Below are 19,542 nucleotides of genomic sequence, written 5' to 3' on the forward strand. Positions count from 1 at the left end.
ACCTCATACCCAAGTGGTCGGCGTTAACCGTCCTTCTCGATTTCACAGAGTAGCGGATGCTGGCTTTCCCTGGCGTACTGGTTGACCTGCATGGCCTTTGTCTCGGCGATGTCGCGGGTAAACACTCCACATACTGCCCGTCCTTCTGTGTGAACGGCCAGCATTACCTTGGTCGCCAACTCGCGGTTCAGGTTAAAAAACACCTCGAGTACTTCGACCACGAAATCCATCGGTGTGTAGTCATCGTTGAACAAAACCACCTTGTACATCGGCGGCGCCTGTAGAGCAGGCTTGGCCTCCTGAACAGCAATGCCTGCAGAACCGTCGTCATCGTGCTCGTGATCCGGTCGATCCTGATTGAATGTTAGTCGAATCTGGCTGATTGCATGCATGGAAAGAAAGGTTCGTCAGTGGTTCAAATACAGTGGTGGGGGCGACCTGTCAGAATTTCAACTCTGACCGTTCGGTCACCTTGACTATCGGCAAATCGGTGTTACAACCAATAGAACCCACAGTGGGTAAAAAAGGTCCGCGCAGTCAACCTTATTTATTCGGGTTAGGACGGATAAACTGGATGATACTCCAGTGATGGAGTCTGGTGCAGAGGGATATGGGTATGTCTGGCGTCAAGATCAGTGGCAAGGTCAAATGGTTCAACAATGCCAAGGGTTACGGCTTCATTAATGAAGAAGGTAAGACCGAGGACCTTTTTGCGCATTATTCAGCGATCCATATGGATGGCTACAAAACGCTGAAAGCGGGCCAAGCTGTGAGCTTTGAGATTATTCAAGGACCGAAAGGGCTGCACGCCGTGAACATCTGTGCAAGCACGATCACTACATCTGCAAAACCCGTTGTATCCGCCGCTCAAAAAGAAAAGAAGCTAACGGCCTGATTCACTGCCAAGCGAGAAGCATGCAAATAAAAAACGGCCACCCAACCCATTGGAGTAGCCGTTTTTTATGCCTGCGTGTTTACATGTGCGAGATCAGCGCATCGCCAAAGCCCGACGACGACACCAACTTCGCGCCCTCCATCAGGCGCTCGAAGTCATAGGTCACGGTCTTGGCCGAGATAGCACCATTGGTGCCCTTGATGATCAGATCGGCCGCTTCGGTCCAGCCCATGTGGCGCAGCATCATTTCCGCCGACAGGATCAGCGAACCCGGGTTGACCTGGTCCTTACCGGCATATTTCGGCGCAGTACCGTGGGTGGCTTCAAACATTGCCACGGTGTCGGACAGGTTGGCGCCCGGCGCAATGCCGATACCACCGACTTCCGCCGCCAGGGCGTCAGACAGGTAGTCACCGTTGAGGTTGAGGGTCGCGATCACGTCGTATTCAGCCGGACGCAGCAGGATCTGCTGCAGCATGGCATCGGCAATCGCATCCTTGACCACGACATTCTTGCCGGTCTTCGGGTTCTTGAACTGCATCCACGGCCCGCCATCGAGCAGGGTTGCGCCGAATTCTTCAGCCGCCACTTCGTAGGCCCATTCCTTGAAGGCACCTTCGGTGAACTTCATGATGTTGCCTTTGTGTACGATGGTCAGCGACTCGCGGTCGTTATCCACGACATATTGCAGGGCCTTGCGCGCCAGGCGCTTGGTGCCCTCTTTGGACACCGGCTTGATGCCGATACCGCAATCCTGGTCGAAGCGGATCTTGGTGACGCCCATTTCCTCCTTGAGGAACTTGATCACTTTGATCGCTTCCGGCGAACCGGCTTTCCACTCGATCCCGGCGTAAATATCTTCGGAGTTTTCGCGGAAGATGGTCATGTCCACGTCGCCAGGCTTTTTGACCGGGCTCGGCACGCCTTCGAACCAGCGCACCGGGCGCAGGCACACATACAGGTCGAGTTGTTGGCGCAGGGCCACGTTCAACGAACGGATGCCACCACCGACCGGCGTGGTCAACGGGCCTTTGATGGAGACTACGTAATCGCGCACCGCGTCCAGGGTTTCCTGGGGCAGCCAGGTGTCCTGGTCATAGACCTGGGTCGCCTTCTCACCGGCGTAAACTTCCATCCACGAAATCTTGCGCTTGCCGCCGTAAGCTTTTTCAACAGCGGCGTCGACCACCTTGATCATCACTGGGCTGATGTCGACACCGATACCGTCACCTTCGATATAAGGGATGATCGGTTGGTCAGGAACATTGAGAGAATGGTCTGCATTGACGGTGATTTTGTCGCCGACTGCCGGAACCTGAATCTTCTTGTATCCCATGCTGAACTCCATCTATGGATTGAACATCTGGCTGCGTTCGAGCCTACTCCAGATAAATGACGACTTAAACCTCACGCCACGCTCATTTGCATCGAAAACAGCATATTTAGTCGCCTACAAGCTTGAAATCAAAGGGAAAAGCGCCAATCTTGAGCACATCATGCGACTTTAGGCGCAACTTGGTCCCTGCGACCTTTAGACCAATGGACGACCCACCTTTTGTATGAAGGCTCGGCGTAAGCATAGCGACCTATGTATAATGCCGCCGCTGACCAAAGAGTCACGACGGCCGACCGCCTGCTTCTTCAATAGAAAGCAGCGCCCAGCGCCAGAAAAGCCGGACTAAACAATAGTCCACCCGCTTGACGCTCGACTGATGCAACCCAACATCACCGCGAAGAAACCTCGACCTTTCGCTCATGGATGACTTTGAACGAACGCGCTCTACCCGGCGCATCTCGAGTTTCTGCGCACGCTTTCAGCAAAGAAGAGAGTTAATCCGAATATGCCCACCCGCTCGAAGATCATCTACACCTTCACCGACGAAGCACCAGCCCTCGCCACCTATTCACTGCTGCCTATCGTAGAGGCCTTCACCGCTTCCGCTGATATTGCCGTGGAAACCCGCGACATCTCCCTCGCCGGGCGCATCCTCGCAAGCTTCCCCGAGCAACTGGGCACCAAAGCCGTCCCGGACCACCTCGCCGAACTGGGCGCCCTGGCCGTTACGCCTGAAGCCAACATCATCAAGCTGCCTAACATCAGCGCCTCGACGCCTCAACTGCAGGCGGCGATCAAAGAACTGCAAGCCAAGGGCTACGCCCTGCCGGACTACCCGGAAACCGTAACCACCGACGCGGAAAAAGAAACCCGTGCACGTTACGACAAGATCAAGGGCAGCGCCGTGAACCCGGTACTGCGCGAAGGCAACTCCGACCGCCGCGCACCGCTGTCGGTCAAGAACTACGCACGCAAGCACCCGCACAAGATGGGCGCCTGGGCTGCCGACTCCAAGTCCCACGTCGCTTACATGAGCCACGGCGACTTCTACGGCAGCGAAAAAGCCGTACAGATCGAGGCAGCCGACGCGGTCAAAATCGAACTGATCGCTAAAGACGGCACCGCGACCGTACTGAAGGAAAAGACTTCCGTACAAGCTGGCGAAATCATCGACAGCTCCGTGCTGAGCAAGAACGCCCTGCGCAGCTTCATCGCCGCTGAAATCGAAGACGCCAAGAAACAAGGCGTACTGCTGTCGGTTCACCTGAAAGCCACCATGATGAAGGTCTCCGACCCGATCATGTTCGGCCAGATCGTTGCCGAGTTCTATAAAGACGCCCTGACCAAGCACGCCGCCGTGCTGGAGCAGATCGGCTTCAACCTGAACAACGGCATCGGCGACCTGTACGCTCGCATCAAGGCCCTGCCGGCCGAGCAGCAAGCGCAGATCGAAGCGGATATCCAGGCGGTCTACGCCGCTCGCCCTTCCCTGGCGATGGTCAACTCCGACAAAGGCATCACCAACCTGCACGTGCCGAGCGACGTGATCGTCGACGCCTCGATGCCGGCCATGATCCGTGACTCCGGCAAAATGTGGGGCACCGACGGCCAGCTGCATGACACCAAGGCCGTGATCCCGGATCGCTGCTACGCCACCATCTACCAAGCCGTCATCGAAGACTGCAAGGCCAATGGCGCGTTCGATCCGACCACCATGGGCAGCGTGCCGAACGTTGGCCTGATGGCACAGAAAGCCGAAGAGTACGGCTCTCACGACAAGACCTTCCAGGTCAAGGCTGACGGCGTCGTCCGCGTTACCGACAGCAAGGGCAACCTGCTGATGGAACAGGCCGTCGAAGCCGGCGACATCTTCCGTATGTGCCAGGCCAAAGACGCGCCGATCCAGGACTGGGTCAAACTCGCCGTCAACCGCGCCCGCGCCAGCAACACCCCGGCCATCTTCTGGCTGGACCCACAGCGCGCCCACGACGGTGCGGTGATCGAGAAAGTCCAGACCTACCTGAAAGACCACAACACCGACGGCCTGGACATCCGCATCATGTCGCCGGTCGACGCGATGAAGTTCACCCTGGAGCGCACCCGCAAGGGCCTGGACACCATCTCGGTGACCGGTAACGTACTGCGCGACTACCTGACCGACCTGTTCCCGATCATGGAACTGGGCACCAGCGCCAAGATGCTGTCGATCGTGCCGCTGATGAACGGTGGCGGTCTGTTCGAAACCGGCGCTGGCGGTTCGGCACCCAAGCACGTGCAGCAACTGCTGGAAGAAAACTTCCTGCGTTGGGATTCCCTCGGCGAGTTCCTGGCCCTGGCCGCATCGCTTGAGCATTTGGGCGTGACTTACAACAACCCGAAAGCCCTGGTGCTGTCCAAGACCCTGGACCAGGCCACCGGCCAGTTCCTCGACAACAACAAGTCGCCATCGCGCAAAGTCGGCAACATCGACAACCGCGGCAGCCACTTCTACCTGGCGCTGTACTGGGCCCAAGCCCTGGCCGCACAGACCGAAGACACCGCGCTGCAAGCGCAATTCGGCGAACTGGCCAAGACCCTCGCCGCGAACGAGGCAACCATCGTTGCCGAGCTCAACGCCGTACAGGGCAAGCCAGTGGACATCGGCGGCTACTACGCGCCGAACCCGGAGCTGACCAGCAAAGTCATGCGCCCGAGCAACACCCTCAACGCGGCAATTGCCAAGCTGAAGTAAGGTTGTAAGGATGCAAACAAACCCCGGCCCCGTGCCGGGGTTTGTGTTTCCAGCGAATAAACCGGATTCAAATGTGGGAGGGAGCTTGCTCCCGATGGCAGTGAGTCAGCTATCAATAAGTCGACTGCCCCACCGCCATCGGGAGCAAGCCCCCTCCCACACCGACTGCAATCCTGCCTGAAGACCGCACCGCACTCAGAATCGAGAGGCATCCAATGACCTGGCAACCCCACACCATCGTCGAAGACAACTTTTCAGGCCCTCACGAAGGCAGAACAATCGCGAAAGACTCTAATGAACTGTAAGTTCTAACAGGTGCCCCCCAGCCCCCTGAAGACCATCCTTATCCCGTGACGACTGAGCCGAGACCGGGAGACCATCAAATGTTGCGCACCTACTATTTATTGCCACTGGGCGCTTTCTTGCTTGCGCTGCTGCCCCTGGCAAACGCTGGCCAAAACGTCCAGATGACATACTTCCTCAACGCGAGCTTTACCTGCCAGAACGGCGTCACAACGCAAGGATATAGCGTCTATGTGGTTGGCTCGCACCCAGAAGTCGGAAAATGGGACCCCGCCAACGCCGTTTTACTCAGCCCATCCAACTACCCGACATGGACCGGCCAGGTGCGTTTTTCGGGCGTCCAGCTCGATGAAAAGGTGGAATGGAAGTGCATTATTCGCAACGAAAAGAACCCGCAGGATGTACAGAAATGGCAGGCTGGGCCGAATAACGAAGTGATATTGAAGTTCTCCCCGCAAGCCCAGGCCACTGCTACGTTCTGAGCAGTCCGGCCATGTCCGGCGTATCATGCAGGATGATTTAGCCCCCACCTGCATTCGAGAGCCATTCATGACCTGGCAACCCCACATCACCGTCGCCACCATCGTCGAAGACAACGGCCGCTTCCTGATGGTCGAAGAACTCAAGGGCGGCCGCGCCGTGCTCAACCAGCCCGCCGGCCACCTCGACCCGCACGAAACCCTGACCGAAGCCGCCGTGCGTGAAACCCTCGAAGAAACCGGCTGGGACGTCGAAGCCACCGGCATCGTCGGCATCTACCTGTACACCGCGCCGAGCAACGGCGTGACCTACCAGCGGGTCTGCTTCACCGCCAAGGCGCTGAAACACCGCCCGGACTATCAACTTGACGACGGCATCGTGCGCGCCCGCTGGCTGAGCCGTGACGAGCTGATGGGCCTGCGCGACGCCTGGCGCAGTGAGCTGATCATCCGGTGTATCGATGATTATCTGGCCGGCTTTCGCCACAGTCTCGAATTGATCCGACCTTCTCTTTAGCCTTGAAGGCTTGGGCCTGTTAGAATCGCGTCCTTTTTCAAGACACCCGTTGAAACCCTATGCGTGATCCAGCCCCTTCTGACACACAAAAGAAGCGCGTCATCGTCGGCATGTCCGGCGGCGTGGATTCTTCCGTTTCCGCCGTTCTGCTCATGGAGCAGGGTTATGAGGTGGAAGGCCTGTTCATGAAGAACTGGGAAGAAGACGATGGAACGGAATATTGCACCGCCATGGACGACCTGGCGGATGCCCAGGCCGTGTGCGACAAGATCGGCATCAAGCTGCACACCGCCAACTTCGCCGCCGAGTACTGGGACAACGTGTTCGAGCACTTCCTGGCCGAATACAAGGCCGGCCGCACGCCGAACCCGGACATCCTGTGCAACCGCGAGATCAAGTTCAAGGCGTTCCTCGACTACGCCATGATGCTCGGCGCCGACCTGATTGCCACCGGCCACTACGTGCGCCGTCGTGACATCGACGGGCGCACCGAACTGCTCAAGGGCCTGGACCCCAACAAGGACCAGAGCTACTTCCTGCACGCCGTCGGCGGCGAACAGATCGCCAAGACCCTGTTCCCGGTCGGCGAACTGGAAAAGCCCGAAGTGCGCCGGATTGCCGAGCAGCACGACCTGGCCACCGCCAAGAAGAAGGATTCCACCGGGATCTGCTTTATCGGCGAGCGCCGCTTCAGCGACTTCCTCAAGCAATACCTGCCAGCGCAACCGGGCGAGATCAAAACCACCGAAGGCGAGGTCATCGGCCGCCATCACGGCCTGATGTACCACACCATCGGCCAGCGCCAGGGCCTGGGCATCGGCGGTTTGAAAGACGCCGGCGACGAGCCCTGGTACGTGCTGGTCAAGGACCTGGAGCACAACGAACTGATCGTGGGCCAGGGCAATGATCACCCATGGCTGTTCTCCCGCGCACTGCTCGCTTCGGATATCTACTGGGTCAACCCGGTGGACCTGAGCGCGCCGCGCCGCCTGACCGCCAAGGTGCGCTATCGTCAGAGCGACCAGCCCTGCACCCTGGAAAAAACCGCCGACGGTTACCGCGCCACCTTCGATGACCCGCAGCGCGCGGTCACGCCTGGCCAGTCCGTGGTGTTCTACGATGGCGAGGTGTGCCTGGGGGGCGGCGTGATTGAAGTCGCCGAACCCTGGAGCAACCCGGCATGAGCCCGATCCAGGAGCAACTGACGGCACTCGGCGGGGTCTTCCTCGCCGCAGTGCTGGTGGACAAGATCGCCAAAACCGGCCAGGTTACCGAGGCCGGCCTGACCTGCATGCTCGGCAGCCTGCTGGTTCGCGACCCCAAGGACACCCTGGAAGTCTATGGCGGTGACGACCTGGCGCTGCGTGAAGGCTACCGCGCGCTGGTCGGCGCACTGGAACGCGACCCGAGCACCTTGCAGCGCGAACCGCTGCGCTACGCCCTGTCGATGCTCGGCCTCGAGCGCCAACTGGCCAAGCGTGACGACCTGCTGGAGACCATCGGCAAGCGCCTGCCGCAGATCCAGTCCCAGGTTGAACACTTCGGCCCGGCCCACGAAAACGTCATCGCCGCCTGCGGCGCGCTGTATCAGGACACCTTGAGCACATTGCGCCAGCGCATCCAGGTGCATGGCGACATGCGCAACCTGCAACAACCGAACAACGCCTCGAAGATCCGCGCCCTGCTTCTGGCCGGTATCCGCTCGGCGCGGTTGTGGCGCCAGTTGGGCGGTCATCGTTGGCAGTTGGTCATCAGCCGTCGCAAATTGCTCAAAGAGCTTTACCCGTTGATGCGCAACGAATAAGTCGCAGCCACGGGCTATTTTCAAGCCGTTACGCGTAATACGCCGGTCAGTTGGCAACGGACCGGCGGATTTTTTCATGTATGATACGCGCCCCATTTCGTTGCCCGACTGTCCGAGAACACCCCATGCAGCTCTCTTCGCTCACTGCGGTTTCCCCTGTTGACGGCCGCTACGCCGGCAAGACCCAGGCCCTGCGCCCGATTTTCAGTGAATACGGCCTGATCCGTGCCCGCGTACTGGTTGAAGTGCGCTGGCTCCAGCGCCTGGCCGCTCACCCTGCCATCAGTGAAGTGCCGGCGTTCTCCGCCGAAGCCAACGCGGTATTGAACACCCTGGCGGAAAACTTCTCTCTGGAGCACGCCGAGCGTGTCAAAGAGATCGAGCGCACCACCAACCACGACGTCAAAGCCATCGAATACCTGCTCAAAGAGCAAGCGGCCAAGCTGCCGGAACTGGCCAACGTCAGCGAATTCATCCACTTCGCCTGCACCAGCGAGGACATCAACAACCTGTCCCACGCCCTGATGCTGCGCGAAGGCCGTGATGAGGTGATGCTGCCGCTGATGCGCCAGGCCGCCGAAGCCATCCGCGAACTGGCGATCCGCTTCGCCGCTGTGCCGATGCTGTCGCGCACCCACGGTCAACCGGCCTCGCCGACCACCCTGGGCAAAGAACTGGCCAACGTGGTGTATCGCCTGGAGCGCCAGATCGCTCAAGTGGCGGCCGTCCCGCTGCTGGGCAAGATCAACGGCGCCGTGGGCAACTACAACGCCCACCTGTCGGCCTACCCGGAGATCGACTGGGAAGCCAACGCCCGCGCCTTCATCGAAGACGAACTGGGCCTGGGCTTCAACCCGTACACCACGCAGATCGAACCGCACGACTACATCGCCGAGCTGTTCGACGCGATTGCGCGCTTCAACACCATCCTGATCGACTTTGACCGTGACGTCTGGGGCTACATCTCCCTGGGCTACTTCAAGCAGCGCACCATTGCCGGCGAAATCGGTTCGTCGACCATGCCGCACAAGGTCAACCCGATCGACTTCGAAAACTCCGAAGGCAACCTCGGCATCGCCAACGCCCTGTTCCAGCACCTGGCCAGCAAGTTGCCGATCTCCCGCTGGCAGCGCGACCTGACCGACTCCACCGTACTGCGCAACCTCGGCGTGGGCTTTGCCCACAGCGTGATCGCCTACGAAGCCAGCCTCAAAGGCATCAGCAAGCTGGAACTCAACGAGCAGAAAATCGCCGCTGACCTGGATGCATGCTGGGAAGTTCTGGCCGAACCGATCCAGACCGTGATGCGCCGCTACAACATCGAAAACCCGTATGAGAAGCTCAAAGAGTTGACGCGCGGCAAAGGCATCAGCCCTGAAGCACTGCAAACTTTCATCGACGGCCTGGACATGCCCGCCGCTGCCAAGGCCGAGCTGAAACTGCTCACCCCGGCCAACTACATCGGCAACGCCGTGGCCCAAGCCAAACGCATCTGATCATCGCAAGCCCCTTTGAGACGCCCGGCCGCGCCGGGCGTTTTTATTCCAGTCTGAAAAGTGCTTTTTTTCAATAGGTTACACATGAATCCTGATATCCCTCTTCAACTTCTGGGCGGCATCACGGCACGGGAATTCCTGCGCGACTACTGGCAGAAAAAACCGCTGCTGATCCGTCAGGCCATTCCTGATTTCGAAAGCCCGATCGACGCCGATGAACTGGCCGGCCTGGCCCTGGAAGAAGAAGTCGAGTCGCGCCTGGTGATCGAACACGGCGAGCGTCCGTGGGAACTGCGCCGCGGCCCGTTCGCCGAAGACACCTTCAGCACCCTGCCCGAGCGCGAGTGGACCCTGCTGGTGCAGGCGGTCGACCAGTTCGTGCCGGAAGTCGCCGAACTGCTCGAACAGTTCCGCTTCCTGCCCAGCTGGCGCATCGACGACGTGATGATCAGCTTCGCCGCGCCCGGTGGCAGCGTGGGTCCGCACTTCGATAACTACGACGTGTTCCTGCTGCAAGCCCATGGCAAGCGCAACTGGAAGATCGGCCAGATGTGCAGCTCTGACAGCCCGATGCTGCAACACGCCGACCTGCGCATCCTCGCCGAATTCGAAGAGATCGCCGAATGGGTGCTGGAACCGGGCGACATGCTCTACCTGCCGCCACGCCTGGCCCACTATGGTATTGCCGAAGATGACTGCATGACCTACTCGGTCGGCTTCCGCGCGCCAAGCGCCGCCGAAGTACTGACCCACTTCACCGACTTCCTCAGCCAGTACCTGACCGACGAAGAGCGTTACACCGACGCCGACATCCAACCGGCCAGCGATCCACACCAGATCCAGAGCGATGCCCTCGACCGCCTCAAGAGCCTGCTGGCCGAGCACATGAGCGACGAGCGCATGCTGCTGACCTGGTTCGGCCAGTTCATGACCGAGCCGCGCTACCCGGAACTGGTCGCCGGCCCGGAAGAGCTGCTGGAAGAAGACGTGGTCGGCAGCCTGGAAGATGGCGGCGTATTGATCCGCAACCCAAGCGCGCGCATGGCCTGGTCCGAAGTCGACGACGACCTGCTGCTGTTCGCCAGCGGCCAGAGCCGTTACCTGCCGGGCAAGCTGCGCGAACTACTGAAAATGATCTGCGCAGCCGACGCCCTGCACATCGACAACCTGAGCGAATGGCTGGCGGACGACGATGCCCGCGACCTGCTGTGCGAGCTGGTCAAGCAGGGAAGCCTGGGGTTTGCCGATGAATAAGATTCACGTCAATGTCGCGAACTGGCATAAGGATATCGCCGAGATTCGGCGCATTCGTGAAGCGGTATTTATCGCCGAACAATCGGTCCCACCCGAACTGGAATGGGACGCAGACGACGCGGACGCCGTGCATTTCCTCGCGTTCGAGGGCGACTTTCCGATTGGCACCGCGCGCCTGCTGCCCAGCGGCGAGATCGGCCGCGTGTCGGTCCTCAAGGACTGGCGCGGGCTTAAAGTCGGCGACAAGCTGATGGAAGCCGTGATTGGCGAAGCCGAGAAGCGCGGCCAGAATAAACAGTTCCTCAGTGCGCAGGTTTATGCCGCGCCGTTCTATGAGCGACTGGGTTTCAAGATCGTCAGCGAGGAATTCCTTGAAGTCGGGATTCCGCACGTCGATATGGTGCGCGAGGGCTGATCCGGGACCGCGTCGCTGCTATCGGGGGCAAGCCCCCTCCCACATTTTGACCGAGAGCGTCCCTTGGAATGCCGTCAAGTGTGGGAGGAGGCTTGCCCCCGATAGCATTACCAGCAGCACCCCAAAACACCCTGCCATCCACCGATGCCAGGGTGTTTTGCCGTCTACGATTCAACTTGCGACCCGCCAGGCCGACAAACTGGCACTATCAAGCCTTATGACTCGCAGAGATAACGGACATGTCCCTACGCACCCTGCTCACCGCCCTCCTCCTGACCGCCAGCTTCACAGCGGCGGCCGACACCGAAGTCGTCAATTTGAGCCACCGTACCAGCGCCGACCTGCTGCCCGTGGCGCAGAACTTCCTCGGCAAGGACGGCACCGTCAGCGCCTACGGCAATCAACTGATCGTCAATGCCGACCCCGTCAGGATCCAGGACCTGCGCACCCTGCTCTCGCAACTGGACATACCGGCCAAGCGCCTGCTGATCACCGTCGACACCAACGAAAACAACCAGCAAAGCAGCGGCGACAGCCAGACCCGCATCATCAGCTACGGCACCGCCAGCCGCGACGGCGGCATCCAGCAGATCCAGGCCAGTGAAGGCGTGCCCGCACTGATCCAGGTAGGCCAGAGCGTGCCACTGACCACCACCCAGCCCGATGCCTACGGCCGCCCGCAGAACCAGACCCAATACCGCAACGTCACCCAGGGTTTCTACGTGACCGCCAGCGTGACCGGCGACACCGTACACCTGGCGATCAGCACCAACCGTGACCGCATGAGCCAGGAGCGTCCCGATGTAGTGAACGTGCAAAGCACCGACACAACCGTCAGCGGCCGCCTGGGCGAGTGGATTCCGCTGGCCGGCATCAATCGCGAAACCCAGGCCGACAAATCCTCTACGACCCGCACTTACGCTACCCAGGGCCGCGACGACCTGACTTTACGGGTTAAAGTCGACACCTTGAACTGAAGCACCGATAACTGACTGATGAGTCGTATAAGACTAAAGATGTAGTGCCTGAAAAAAAGCACTACAAAACATTTGACGATCCAAAAAAGCATGGGCATGATGGCCTCGCTCCCGCTAATCAGAGGCCCTGGCAAGGGCCTTCGGATCGTCGCTCTAAGCTACCCAACTGAGCCGATTCGTGTCTGTACCGCCCACAAGGTGTGTTTGACGAGGTTGCGACTGGAACGAAGTTGTCCCGAGGGACGGAAGCTAACCAGGTAACCCGGCTACACACTGATGAATCGCCCCAAGGCCCACGACGCCCGAAGACCGTTCGCAGTTCGCCCCTACCTGCCCTACTCCCCCCTCGTCATTCGTTCATCCCGTCGCTTCCCCGCCAGACTTGACTTGAACACCTGTGCTTCTGGTCAGCGAGCAGCCAAGCCCACGCACTGTATACGTGGCTGGCAAACGGAATTTTCCACCCAGACCTATGCGACGAGGTTTATCTCCATGGCACTGACACGCGAACAGCAAATTGCAGCCCTTGAAAAAGACTGGGCTGAAAACCCACGCTGGAAAGGCGTGACCCGCGCTTATTCCGCTGCTGACGTCGTCCGCCTGCGTGGCTCGGTTCAACCTGAGCACACTTTTGCAAAACTCGGCGCCGAGAAGCTGTGGAACCTGGTCACCCAGGGCGCCAAGCCATCCTTCCGTCCCGACAAAGATTTCGTCAACTGCATGGGCGCCCTGACCGGTGGCCAGGCAGTCCAACAGGTAAAAGCCGGTATCCAGGCGATCTACCTGTCCGGCTGGCAAGTGGCAGCGGACAACAACTCCGCTGAATCCATGTACCCCGACCAATCGCTGTACCCGGTGGACTCCGTACCGACCGTGGTCAAGCGCATCAACAACTCGTTCCGTCGCGCCGACCAGATCCAGTGGAAAGCCGGTAAAGGCCCAGGCGACGAAGGCTACATCGACTACTTCGCACCGATCGTGGCTGACGCCGAAGCCGGTTTCGGCGGCGTGCTGAACGCCTACGAGCTGATGAAGAGCATGATCGAAGCAGGCGCCGCCGGCGTTCACTTCGAAGACCAACTGGCCTCGGTGAAGAAATGCGGCCACATGGGCGGCAAGGTACTGGTACCGACCCAGGAAGCTGTACAGAAGCTGACCGCTGCCCGTCTGGCGGCTGACGTTGCCGGCACACCGACCATCATCCTGGCCCGTACCGACGCCAACGCTGCCGACTTGCTGACGTCGGACTGCGACCCGTATGACCAACCGTTCGTCACTGGCGAACGTACCCAGGAAGGCTTCTACAAAGTGCGCGCCGGTCTCGACCAGGCCATCGCTCGCGGCCTGGCCTATGCACCTTACGCCGACCTGATCTGGTGCGAAACCGCCAAGCCGGACCTGGCAGAAGCCCGTCGCTTCGCCGAAGCGATCAAAAAGGAATACCCGGACCAACTGCTGTCCTACAACTGCTCGCCTTCCTTCAACTGGAAGAAAAACCTGGACGACGCGACCATCGCCAAGTTCCAGCGCGAACTGTCCGCCATGGGCTACAAGCACCAGTTCATCACCCTGGCCGGCATTCACAACATGTGGCACAGCATGTTCAACCTGGCGCACGACTACGCCCGCAACGACATGACCGCCTACGTGAAACTGCAGGAGCAGGAATTCGCTGACGCCGCCAAGGGTTACACCTTCGTGGCTCACCAGCAGGAAGTGGGCACCGGCTACTTCGACGACATGACCACCGTGATCCAGGGCGGCACCTCGTCCGTGACCGCGCTGACCGGTTCGACCGAAGAAGAACAGTTCCACTGAGTGACTGAGCAAACGGCCATTGCGGCCCCGGTAAACAGCTAACCGCAATGCCGCACGACCTGACGCCCCGACTGGTTCGGGGCGTTTTTTTGCCCGAAGAAAATCCCCCCCTGACACCACAAAGATCAAACATGTGGGAGGGGGCTTGCCCCCGATTACGGTGTGCCAGTCAATACGTCTGTTGCTGATCCACCGCCATCGGGGGCAAGCCCCCTCCCACATCGAGGAATGGGCCAACCAGAAGAATTTGTGTGAAACATTGATCCAAAGCGGTATTTGGTTCAGATAAATCAGTTAAAAGATGCGCTCCGGCAACTAGCGGTAATCAAGCAAGTAACGACAACTTCCTGCACCACACCGCAACCACCCGCTTAACGCCCACCCAAATAACATTCATTATCATTTGGACCATGAAAGCGTCGTTACAGGTTAAACAAAACATATTTGATAAAAAGCCCGCTAATGCCCGTAACTCAAGGGCTGTAGCCCTACGGAGGCGTACTATGTGCTTATTCCACCGAATAATTTCGCTATATGAATTTTACTTGCCCGGTGTTTAGCCATAAAATCACCGCGATTGATTGCGCTGCGACATATCGTCACTGCATTGTTACTTTTTCGAGCTCAGAGACCTTTGCTCTCTGCTAAGGATTACCAGCATGACCGAAGCGACAGGACTCATGGCCCACAACTGGGGCTTTGCCATTTTCCTCCTCGGTGTTGTCGGCCTCTGTGCCTTCATGCTCGGCGTCTCCAGCCTACTCGGGTCAAAAGCCTGGGGCCGCAGCAAAAACGAACCGTTCGAGTCCGGCATGCTGCCCACAGGTGGCGCCCGCTTGCGGCTCTCAGCCAAATTCTATCTGGTCGCGATGCTCTTCGTGATCTTCGATATCGAAGCCCTCTTTCTCTTTGCCTGGTCTGTGTCCGTCCGCGAAAGCGGCTGGACCGGATTCGTCGAAGCCCTCGTTTTCATAGCAATTCTGTTGGCAGGCCTTGTCTACCTATTTCGAGTGGGCGCCCTTGATTGGGCTCCGGAAGCTCGTCGCAAGCGGCAAGCGAAGCTGAAACAATGAGGCTTTGGCGATGCAATACAATCTCACCAGGATCGACCCGGATGCTCCTAACGAGCAGTACCCCATCGGCGAACGGGAAACCGTTTCCGATCCGTTAGAAGACCAAGTCCACAAAAACATCTACATGGGCAAGCTGGAAGACGTGCTGAGCGGCGCGGTCAACTGGGGACGTAAAAACTCCCTGTGGCCGTACAACTTCGGTCTGTCCTGCTGCTACGTGGAAATGACCACCGCCTTCACGGCGCCCCACGACATCGCGCGCTTCGGCGCCGAAGTGATCCGGGCCTCGCCGCGTCAGGCGGATTTCATGGTTATCGCCGGTACCTGCTTTATCAAGATGGCGCCGATCATTCAGCGTCTCTACGAGCAAATGCTCGAGCCGAAGTGGGTTATCTCCATGGGTTCGTGCGCCAACTCCGGTGGCATGTACGACATCTACTCCGTTGTTCAGGGGGTGGACAAGTTCCTGCCCGTGGACGTCTACGTGCCTGGCTGCCCGCCCCGCCCCGAAGCATTTCTGCAAGGCTTGATGCTGTTGCAGGAATCGATTGGCAAGGAGCGTCGCCCACTTTCCTGGGTTGTCGGAGATCAAGGCGTTTACCGCGCCGAGATGCCGTCACAAAAGGAACAGCGCCGCGAACAGCGTATTCAGGTCACCAACCTGCGCAGCCCCGACGAAGTCTGATCCAGAGCCGCTTCTTTTATAGAACGAAAACCTGGCTTCATTCTTTACGTTGACCGAAAGCGATAAAAAACCATGACTACAGGCAGTGCTCTGTACATCCCGCCTTATAAGGCAGACGACCAGGATGTGGTCGTCGAACTCAATAACCGTTTTGGCCCTGACGCCTTCACCGCCCAGGCCACACGTACCGGCATGCCGGTGCTGTGGGTGGCGCGCGCCAAGCTCGTCGAAGTCCTGACCTTCCTGCGCAACCTGCCCAAGCCGTACGTCATGCTCTATGACCTGCATGGCGTGGACGAGCGTCTGCGCACCAAGCGCCAGGGGCTGCCGAGCGGCGTCGACTTCACCGTGTTCTATCACCTGCTGTCGATCGAACGTAACAGCGACGTGATGATCAAGGTCGCCCTCTCCGAAAGCGACCTGAGCGTGCCGACCGTCACCGGCATCTGGCCCAACGCCAGCTGGTACGAGCGTGAAGTCTGGGACATGTTCGGTATCGACTTCCCGGGCCACCCGCACCTGTCGCGCATCATGATGCCGCCGACCTGGGAAGGTCACCCGCTGCGCAAGGACTACCCTGCCCGCGCCACCGAATTCGACCCGTTCAGCCTGACCCTGGCCAAACAGCAACTGGAAGAAGAAGCCGCACGCTTCCGTCCGGAAGACTGGGGCATGAAGCGTTCCGGCACCAACGAGGACTACATGTTCCTCAACCTGGGCCCGAACCACCCTTCGGCGCACGGTGCCTTCCGTATCATCCTGCAGCTGGACGGCGAAGAAATCGTCGACTGCGTGCCGGACATCGGCTACCACCACCGTGGTGCCGAGAAGATGGCCGAGCGCCAGTCCTGGCACAGCTTCATCCCGTACACCGACCGTATCGACTACCTCGGCGGCGTGATGAACAACCTGCCTTACGTGCTCTCGGTCGAGAAGCTGGCCGGCATCAAGGTGCCCGACCGCGTCGACACCATCCGCGTCATGATGGCCGAGTTCTTCCGGATCACCAGCCACCTGCTGTTCCTGGGGACCTACATCCAGGACGTCGGCGCCATGACTCCGGTGTTCTTCACCTTCACCGACCGTCAGCGCGCCTACAAAGTCATCGAAGCCATCACCGGTTTCCGCCTGCACCCGGCCTGGTACCGCATCGGCGGTGTGGCCCACGACCTGCCGCGCGGCTGGGAAAAACTGGTCAAGGAATTCGTCGACTGGCTGCCCAAGCGTCTCGACGAATACACCAAGGCCGCCCTGGACAACAGCATCCTCAAGGGTCGGACCATCGGCGTCGCCGCCTACAACACCAAAGAGGCCCTGGAATGGGGCGTCACCGGTGCTGGCCTGCGTTCCACCGGTTGCGATTTCGACCTGCGCAAGGCCCGTCCGTACTCCGGCTACGAGAACTTCGAATTCGAAGTACCGCTGGCCGCGAACGGCGATGCCTATGACCGCTGCATGGTCCGCGTCGAAGAGATGCGCCAGAGCATCAAGATCATCGACCAGTGCCTGCGCAACATGCCGGCCGGCCCGTACAAGGCGGATCACCCGCTGACCACGCCGCCGCCGAAAGAGCGCACGCTGCAGCACATCGAAACCCTGATCACGCACTTCCTGCAAGTTTCGTGGGGCCCGGTGATGCCGGCCAACGAATCCTTCCAGATGATCGAAGCGACCAAGGGTATCAACAGTTATTACCTGACGAGCGATGGCGGCACCATGAGCTACCGCACCCGGATTCGTACTCCAAGCTTCCCGCACTTGCAGCAGATCCCTTCGGTGATCAAAGGCGAGATGGTCGCGGACTTGATTGCGTACCTGGGTAGTATCGATTTCGTTATGGCCGACGTGGACCGCTAAGCATGAATAACACGCTTATCCAGACAGACCGTTTCACCTTGAGTGAAACCGAGCGCTCGGCCATCGAGCACGAGCTGCATCACTACGAAGACCCGCGCGCGGCGTCGATCGAAGCCTTGAAGATCGTCCAGAAGGAACGTGGCTGGGTGCCGGACGGCGCCCTCTACGCCATCGGCGAGATCCTCGGCATCCCTGCCAGCGACGTTGAAGGCGTGGCCACGTTCTACAGCCAGATCTTCCGCCAGCCCGTGGGCCGCCACATCATTCGCGTATGCGACAGCATGGTCTGCTACATCGGCGGTCACGAGTCGGTGGTCAGCGAGATCCAGAACAAGCTTGGCATCGGCCTCGGCCAGACCACCCCGGACGGCCGCTTCACGCTGCTGCCGGTGTGCTGCCTGGGCAACTGCGACAAGGCGCCGGCGTTGATGATCGACGACGACACATTCGGTGACGTGCAGCCTGCTGGCGTGACCCAATTGCTCGAGGGCTACCCATGACCCTGACTTCCTTCGGCCCGGCCAACCGCATCAAGCGGTCGCCCGAGACTCACCCGCTGACCTGGCGCCTGCGTGACGATGCCGAGCCGGTATGGCTCGAGGAGTACCAGGCCAAGAATGGTTACGCCGCTGCGCGCAAAGCCTTCGCCGACATGGCCCAGGACGATATCGTCCAGACCGTGAAGGACGCCGGCCTCAAGGGCCGCGGCGGCGCAGGCTTCCCCACTGGCGTGAAGTGGGGCCTGATGCCCAAAGACGAATCCATCAACATCCGCTACCTGCTGTGCAACGCGGATGAAATGGAGCCAAACACCTGGAAAGACCGCATGCTGATGGAGCAACTGCCCCATCTGCTGATCGAAGGCATGCTGATCAGCGCCCGCGCGCTGAAAACCTACCGTGGCTACATCTTCCTGCGTGGCGAATACACCACCGCCGCCAAGCACCTCAACCGTGCGGTGCAAGAAGCCAAGGCTGCGGGCCTGCTGGGCAAGAACATCCTCGGTTCGGGTTTCGACTTCGAACTGTTCGTACACACCGGCGCCGGGCGTTATATCTGCGGTGAAGAAACCGCACTGATCAACTCCCTCGAAGGCCGCCGCGCCAACCCGCGCTCCAAGCCGCCCTTCCCTGCCGCCGTCGGCGTGTGGGGCAAGCCGACCTGCGTGAACAACGTCGAAACCCTGTGCAACGTGCCGGCGATCATTGCCGACGGTGTGGACTGGTACAAATCGTTGGCCCGCGAAGGCAGTGAAGACATGGGCACCAAGCTCATGGGCTTCTCCGGCAAGGTCAAGAACCCTGGCCTGTGGGAACTGCCATTCGGCGTGACCGCGCGCGAGCTGTTCGAGGACTACGCCGGCGGCATGCGCGACGGCTACACCCTCAAGGCCTGGCAGCCAGGCGGCGCCGGTACCGGCTTCCTGCTCCCCGAGCACCTCGACGCACAGATGTATGCCGGCGGCATCGGCAAGGTGGGCACCCGGATGGGTACTGGCCTGGCGATGGCGGTGGACAACACCGTGAACATGGTCTCGCTGCTGCGCAACATGGAGCAGTTCTTCGCCCGCGAATCCTGCGGTTTCTGCACCCCGTGCCGCGACGGTCTGCCGTGGAGCGTCAAGCTGCTGATGGCGCTGGAAAAAGGCGAAGGCCGCGAGGGTGACATCGAAACCCTGCTGGGGCTGGTCGGTTTCCTCGGCCCAGGCAAGACCTTCTGTGCTCACGCACCGGGCGCCGTGGAGCCATTGGGCAGCGCAATCAAATATTTCCGCTCGGAGTTCGAAGCCGGCATCGCGCCTACCAGCGCCGCCGTCCCGCCTCTGGCGAGGCCGATCGTAGTCGGCGCGTAACGCTTAAACAGGCGAAGGGTCCGTGCCCTTCGCCTCGTCATGTGCTGACG

18 protein-coding genes are annotated in these 19,542 nt (G+C 59.9%); 16 read left to right on the top strand and 2 right to left on the bottom strand.

The features are described 5' to 3' along the window. Nucleotides 1-23 precede the first annotated feature (23 nt). Complete coding sequence (gene clpS, locus PverR02_RS19480; RefSeq protein ID WP_010567912.1) at nucleotides 24-392, bottom strand: ATP-dependent Clp protease adapter ClpS; 369 nt, start codon at nucleotides 390-392, stop codon at nucleotides 24-26. A 224-nt stretch (nucleotides 393-616) separates the two neighbouring features. On the opposite strand from clpS, the gene cspD reads away from it, so the two are divergent. Then, the gene (cspD, locus tag PverR02_RS19485) at nucleotides 617-895 is read left to right on the top strand and encodes a cold shock domain-containing protein CspD (protein ID WP_057004490.1); all 279 of its coding nucleotides are present in this window, start codon (nucleotides 617-619) and stop codon (nucleotides 893-895) included. Nucleotides 896-974: 79 nt separating this feature from the next. Here cspD and icd read toward each other — a convergent pair whose 3' ends face one another. Further along, the gene (gene icd, locus PverR02_RS19490; RefSeq protein ID WP_026140163.1) at nucleotides 975-2,231 is read right to left on the bottom strand and encodes an NADP-dependent isocitrate dehydrogenase; all 1,257 of its coding nucleotides are present in this window, start codon (nucleotides 2,229-2,231) and stop codon (nucleotides 975-977) included. Between the two features lie 505 nt (nucleotides 2,232-2,736). On the opposite strand from icd, the gene PverR02_RS19495 reads away from it, so the two are divergent. From PverR02_RS19495 to nuoF, 15 genes are all read left to right on the top strand, one after another. Next, nucleotides 2,737-4,962, top strand: a complete 2,226-nt coding sequence (locus PverR02_RS19495) for an NADP-dependent isocitrate dehydrogenase (protein ID WP_017848049.1) — start codon at nucleotides 2,737-2,739, stop codon at nucleotides 4,960-4,962. A gap of 383 nt (nucleotides 4,963-5,345) precedes the next feature. Beyond that, nucleotides 5,346-5,747: a carbohydrate-binding module family 20 domain-containing protein gene (locus PverR02_RS19500; protein ID WP_079444190.1), complete on the top strand. Its 402-nt coding sequence runs from the start codon at nucleotides 5,346-5,348 to the stop codon at nucleotides 5,745-5,747. 67 nt (nucleotides 5,748-5,814) lie between these two features. Next, entirely contained in the window at nucleotides 5,815-6,261 is a 447-nt protein-coding gene (locus PverR02_RS19505) for an NUDIX hydrolase (RefSeq protein ID WP_017848050.1), read from the top strand. 59 nt (nucleotides 6,262-6,320) lie between these two features. Beyond that, a complete protein-coding gene (gene mnmA / locus PverR02_RS19510; protein WP_079444191.1) occupies nucleotides 6,321-7,445 on the top strand; it encodes a tRNA 2-thiouridine(34) synthase MnmA in 1,125 nt (374 codons plus the stop codon). Continuing rightward, the gene (gene hflD, locus PverR02_RS19515; protein ID WP_017848052.1) at nucleotides 7,442-8,065 is read left to right on the top strand and encodes a high frequency lysogenization protein HflD; all 624 of its coding nucleotides are present in this window, start codon (nucleotides 7,442-7,444) and stop codon (nucleotides 8,063-8,065) included. Before mnmA ends, hflD begins: the two co-directional genes overlap by 4 nt. A gap of 125 nt (nucleotides 8,066-8,190) precedes the next feature. Further along, entirely contained in the window at nucleotides 8,191-9,561 is a 1,371-nt protein-coding gene (gene purB / locus PverR02_RS19520; protein ID WP_079444192.1) for an adenylosuccinate lyase, read from the top strand. Between the two features lie 84 nt (nucleotides 9,562-9,645). Further along, nucleotides 9,646-10,815: a ribosomal protein uL16 3-hydroxylase gene (locus PverR02_RS19525; RefSeq protein WP_017848054.1), complete on the top strand. Its 1,170-nt coding sequence runs from the start codon at nucleotides 9,646-9,648 to the stop codon at nucleotides 10,813-10,815. Continuing rightward, a complete protein-coding gene (locus PverR02_RS19530; protein ID WP_017848055.1) occupies nucleotides 10,808-11,230 on the top strand; it encodes a GNAT family N-acetyltransferase in 423 nt (140 codons plus the stop codon). The genes PverR02_RS19525 and PverR02_RS19530 overlap by 8 nt, the downstream gene beginning before the upstream one ends. A 239-nt stretch (nucleotides 11,231-11,469) precedes the next feature. Then, entirely contained in the window at nucleotides 11,470-12,207 is a 738-nt protein-coding gene (locus PverR02_RS19535; protein ID WP_017848056.1) for a secretin N-terminal domain-containing protein, read from the top strand. A 492-nt stretch (nucleotides 12,208-12,699) separates the two neighbouring features. Next, a complete protein-coding gene (gene aceA, locus PverR02_RS19540; RefSeq protein ID WP_024076175.1) occupies nucleotides 12,700-14,025 on the top strand; it encodes an isocitrate lyase in 1,326 nt (441 codons plus the stop codon). Nucleotides 14,026-14,684: 659 nt separating this feature from the next. Continuing rightward, nucleotides 14,685-15,098, top strand: a complete 414-nt coding sequence (locus tag PverR02_RS19545) for an NADH-quinone oxidoreductase subunit A (protein WP_003219575.1) — start codon at nucleotides 14,685-14,687, stop codon at nucleotides 15,096-15,098. A gap of 10 nt (nucleotides 15,099-15,108) precedes the next feature. Next, the gene (locus PverR02_RS19550) at nucleotides 15,109-15,783 is read left to right on the top strand and encodes a NuoB/complex I 20 kDa subunit family protein (protein ID WP_003219572.1); all 675 of its coding nucleotides are present in this window, start codon (nucleotides 15,109-15,111) and stop codon (nucleotides 15,781-15,783) included. Between the two features lie 72 nt (nucleotides 15,784-15,855). Continuing rightward, nucleotides 15,856-17,640, top strand: coding sequence for an NADH-quinone oxidoreductase subunit C/D (gene nuoC / locus PverR02_RS19555; RefSeq protein ID WP_017848058.1), 1,785 nt, complete (start codon nucleotides 15,856-15,858; stop codon nucleotides 17,638-17,640). A 2-nt stretch (nucleotides 17,641-17,642) separates the two neighbouring features. Further along, nucleotides 17,643-18,140 carry an NADH-quinone oxidoreductase subunit NuoE gene (nuoE, locus tag PverR02_RS19560; protein ID WP_017848059.1) on the top strand — a complete coding sequence of 166 codons (498 nt, stop codon included), beginning with the start codon at nucleotides 17,643-17,645 and terminating at the stop codon, nucleotides 18,138-18,140. Continuing rightward, complete coding sequence (nuoF, locus tag PverR02_RS19565) at nucleotides 18,137-19,492, top strand: NADH-quinone oxidoreductase subunit NuoF (RefSeq protein ID WP_017848060.1); 1,356 nt, start codon at nucleotides 18,137-18,139, stop codon at nucleotides 19,490-19,492. Before nuoE ends, nuoF begins: the two co-directional genes overlap by 4 nt. Nucleotides 19,493-19,542 lie beyond the last annotated feature (50 nt).

Origin of the sequence: Pseudomonas veronii, assembly GCF_002028325.1 — a bacterium.
Lineage (GTDB): Bacteria > Pseudomonadota > Gammaproteobacteria > Pseudomonadales > Pseudomonadaceae > Aquipseudomonas > Aquipseudomonas veronii.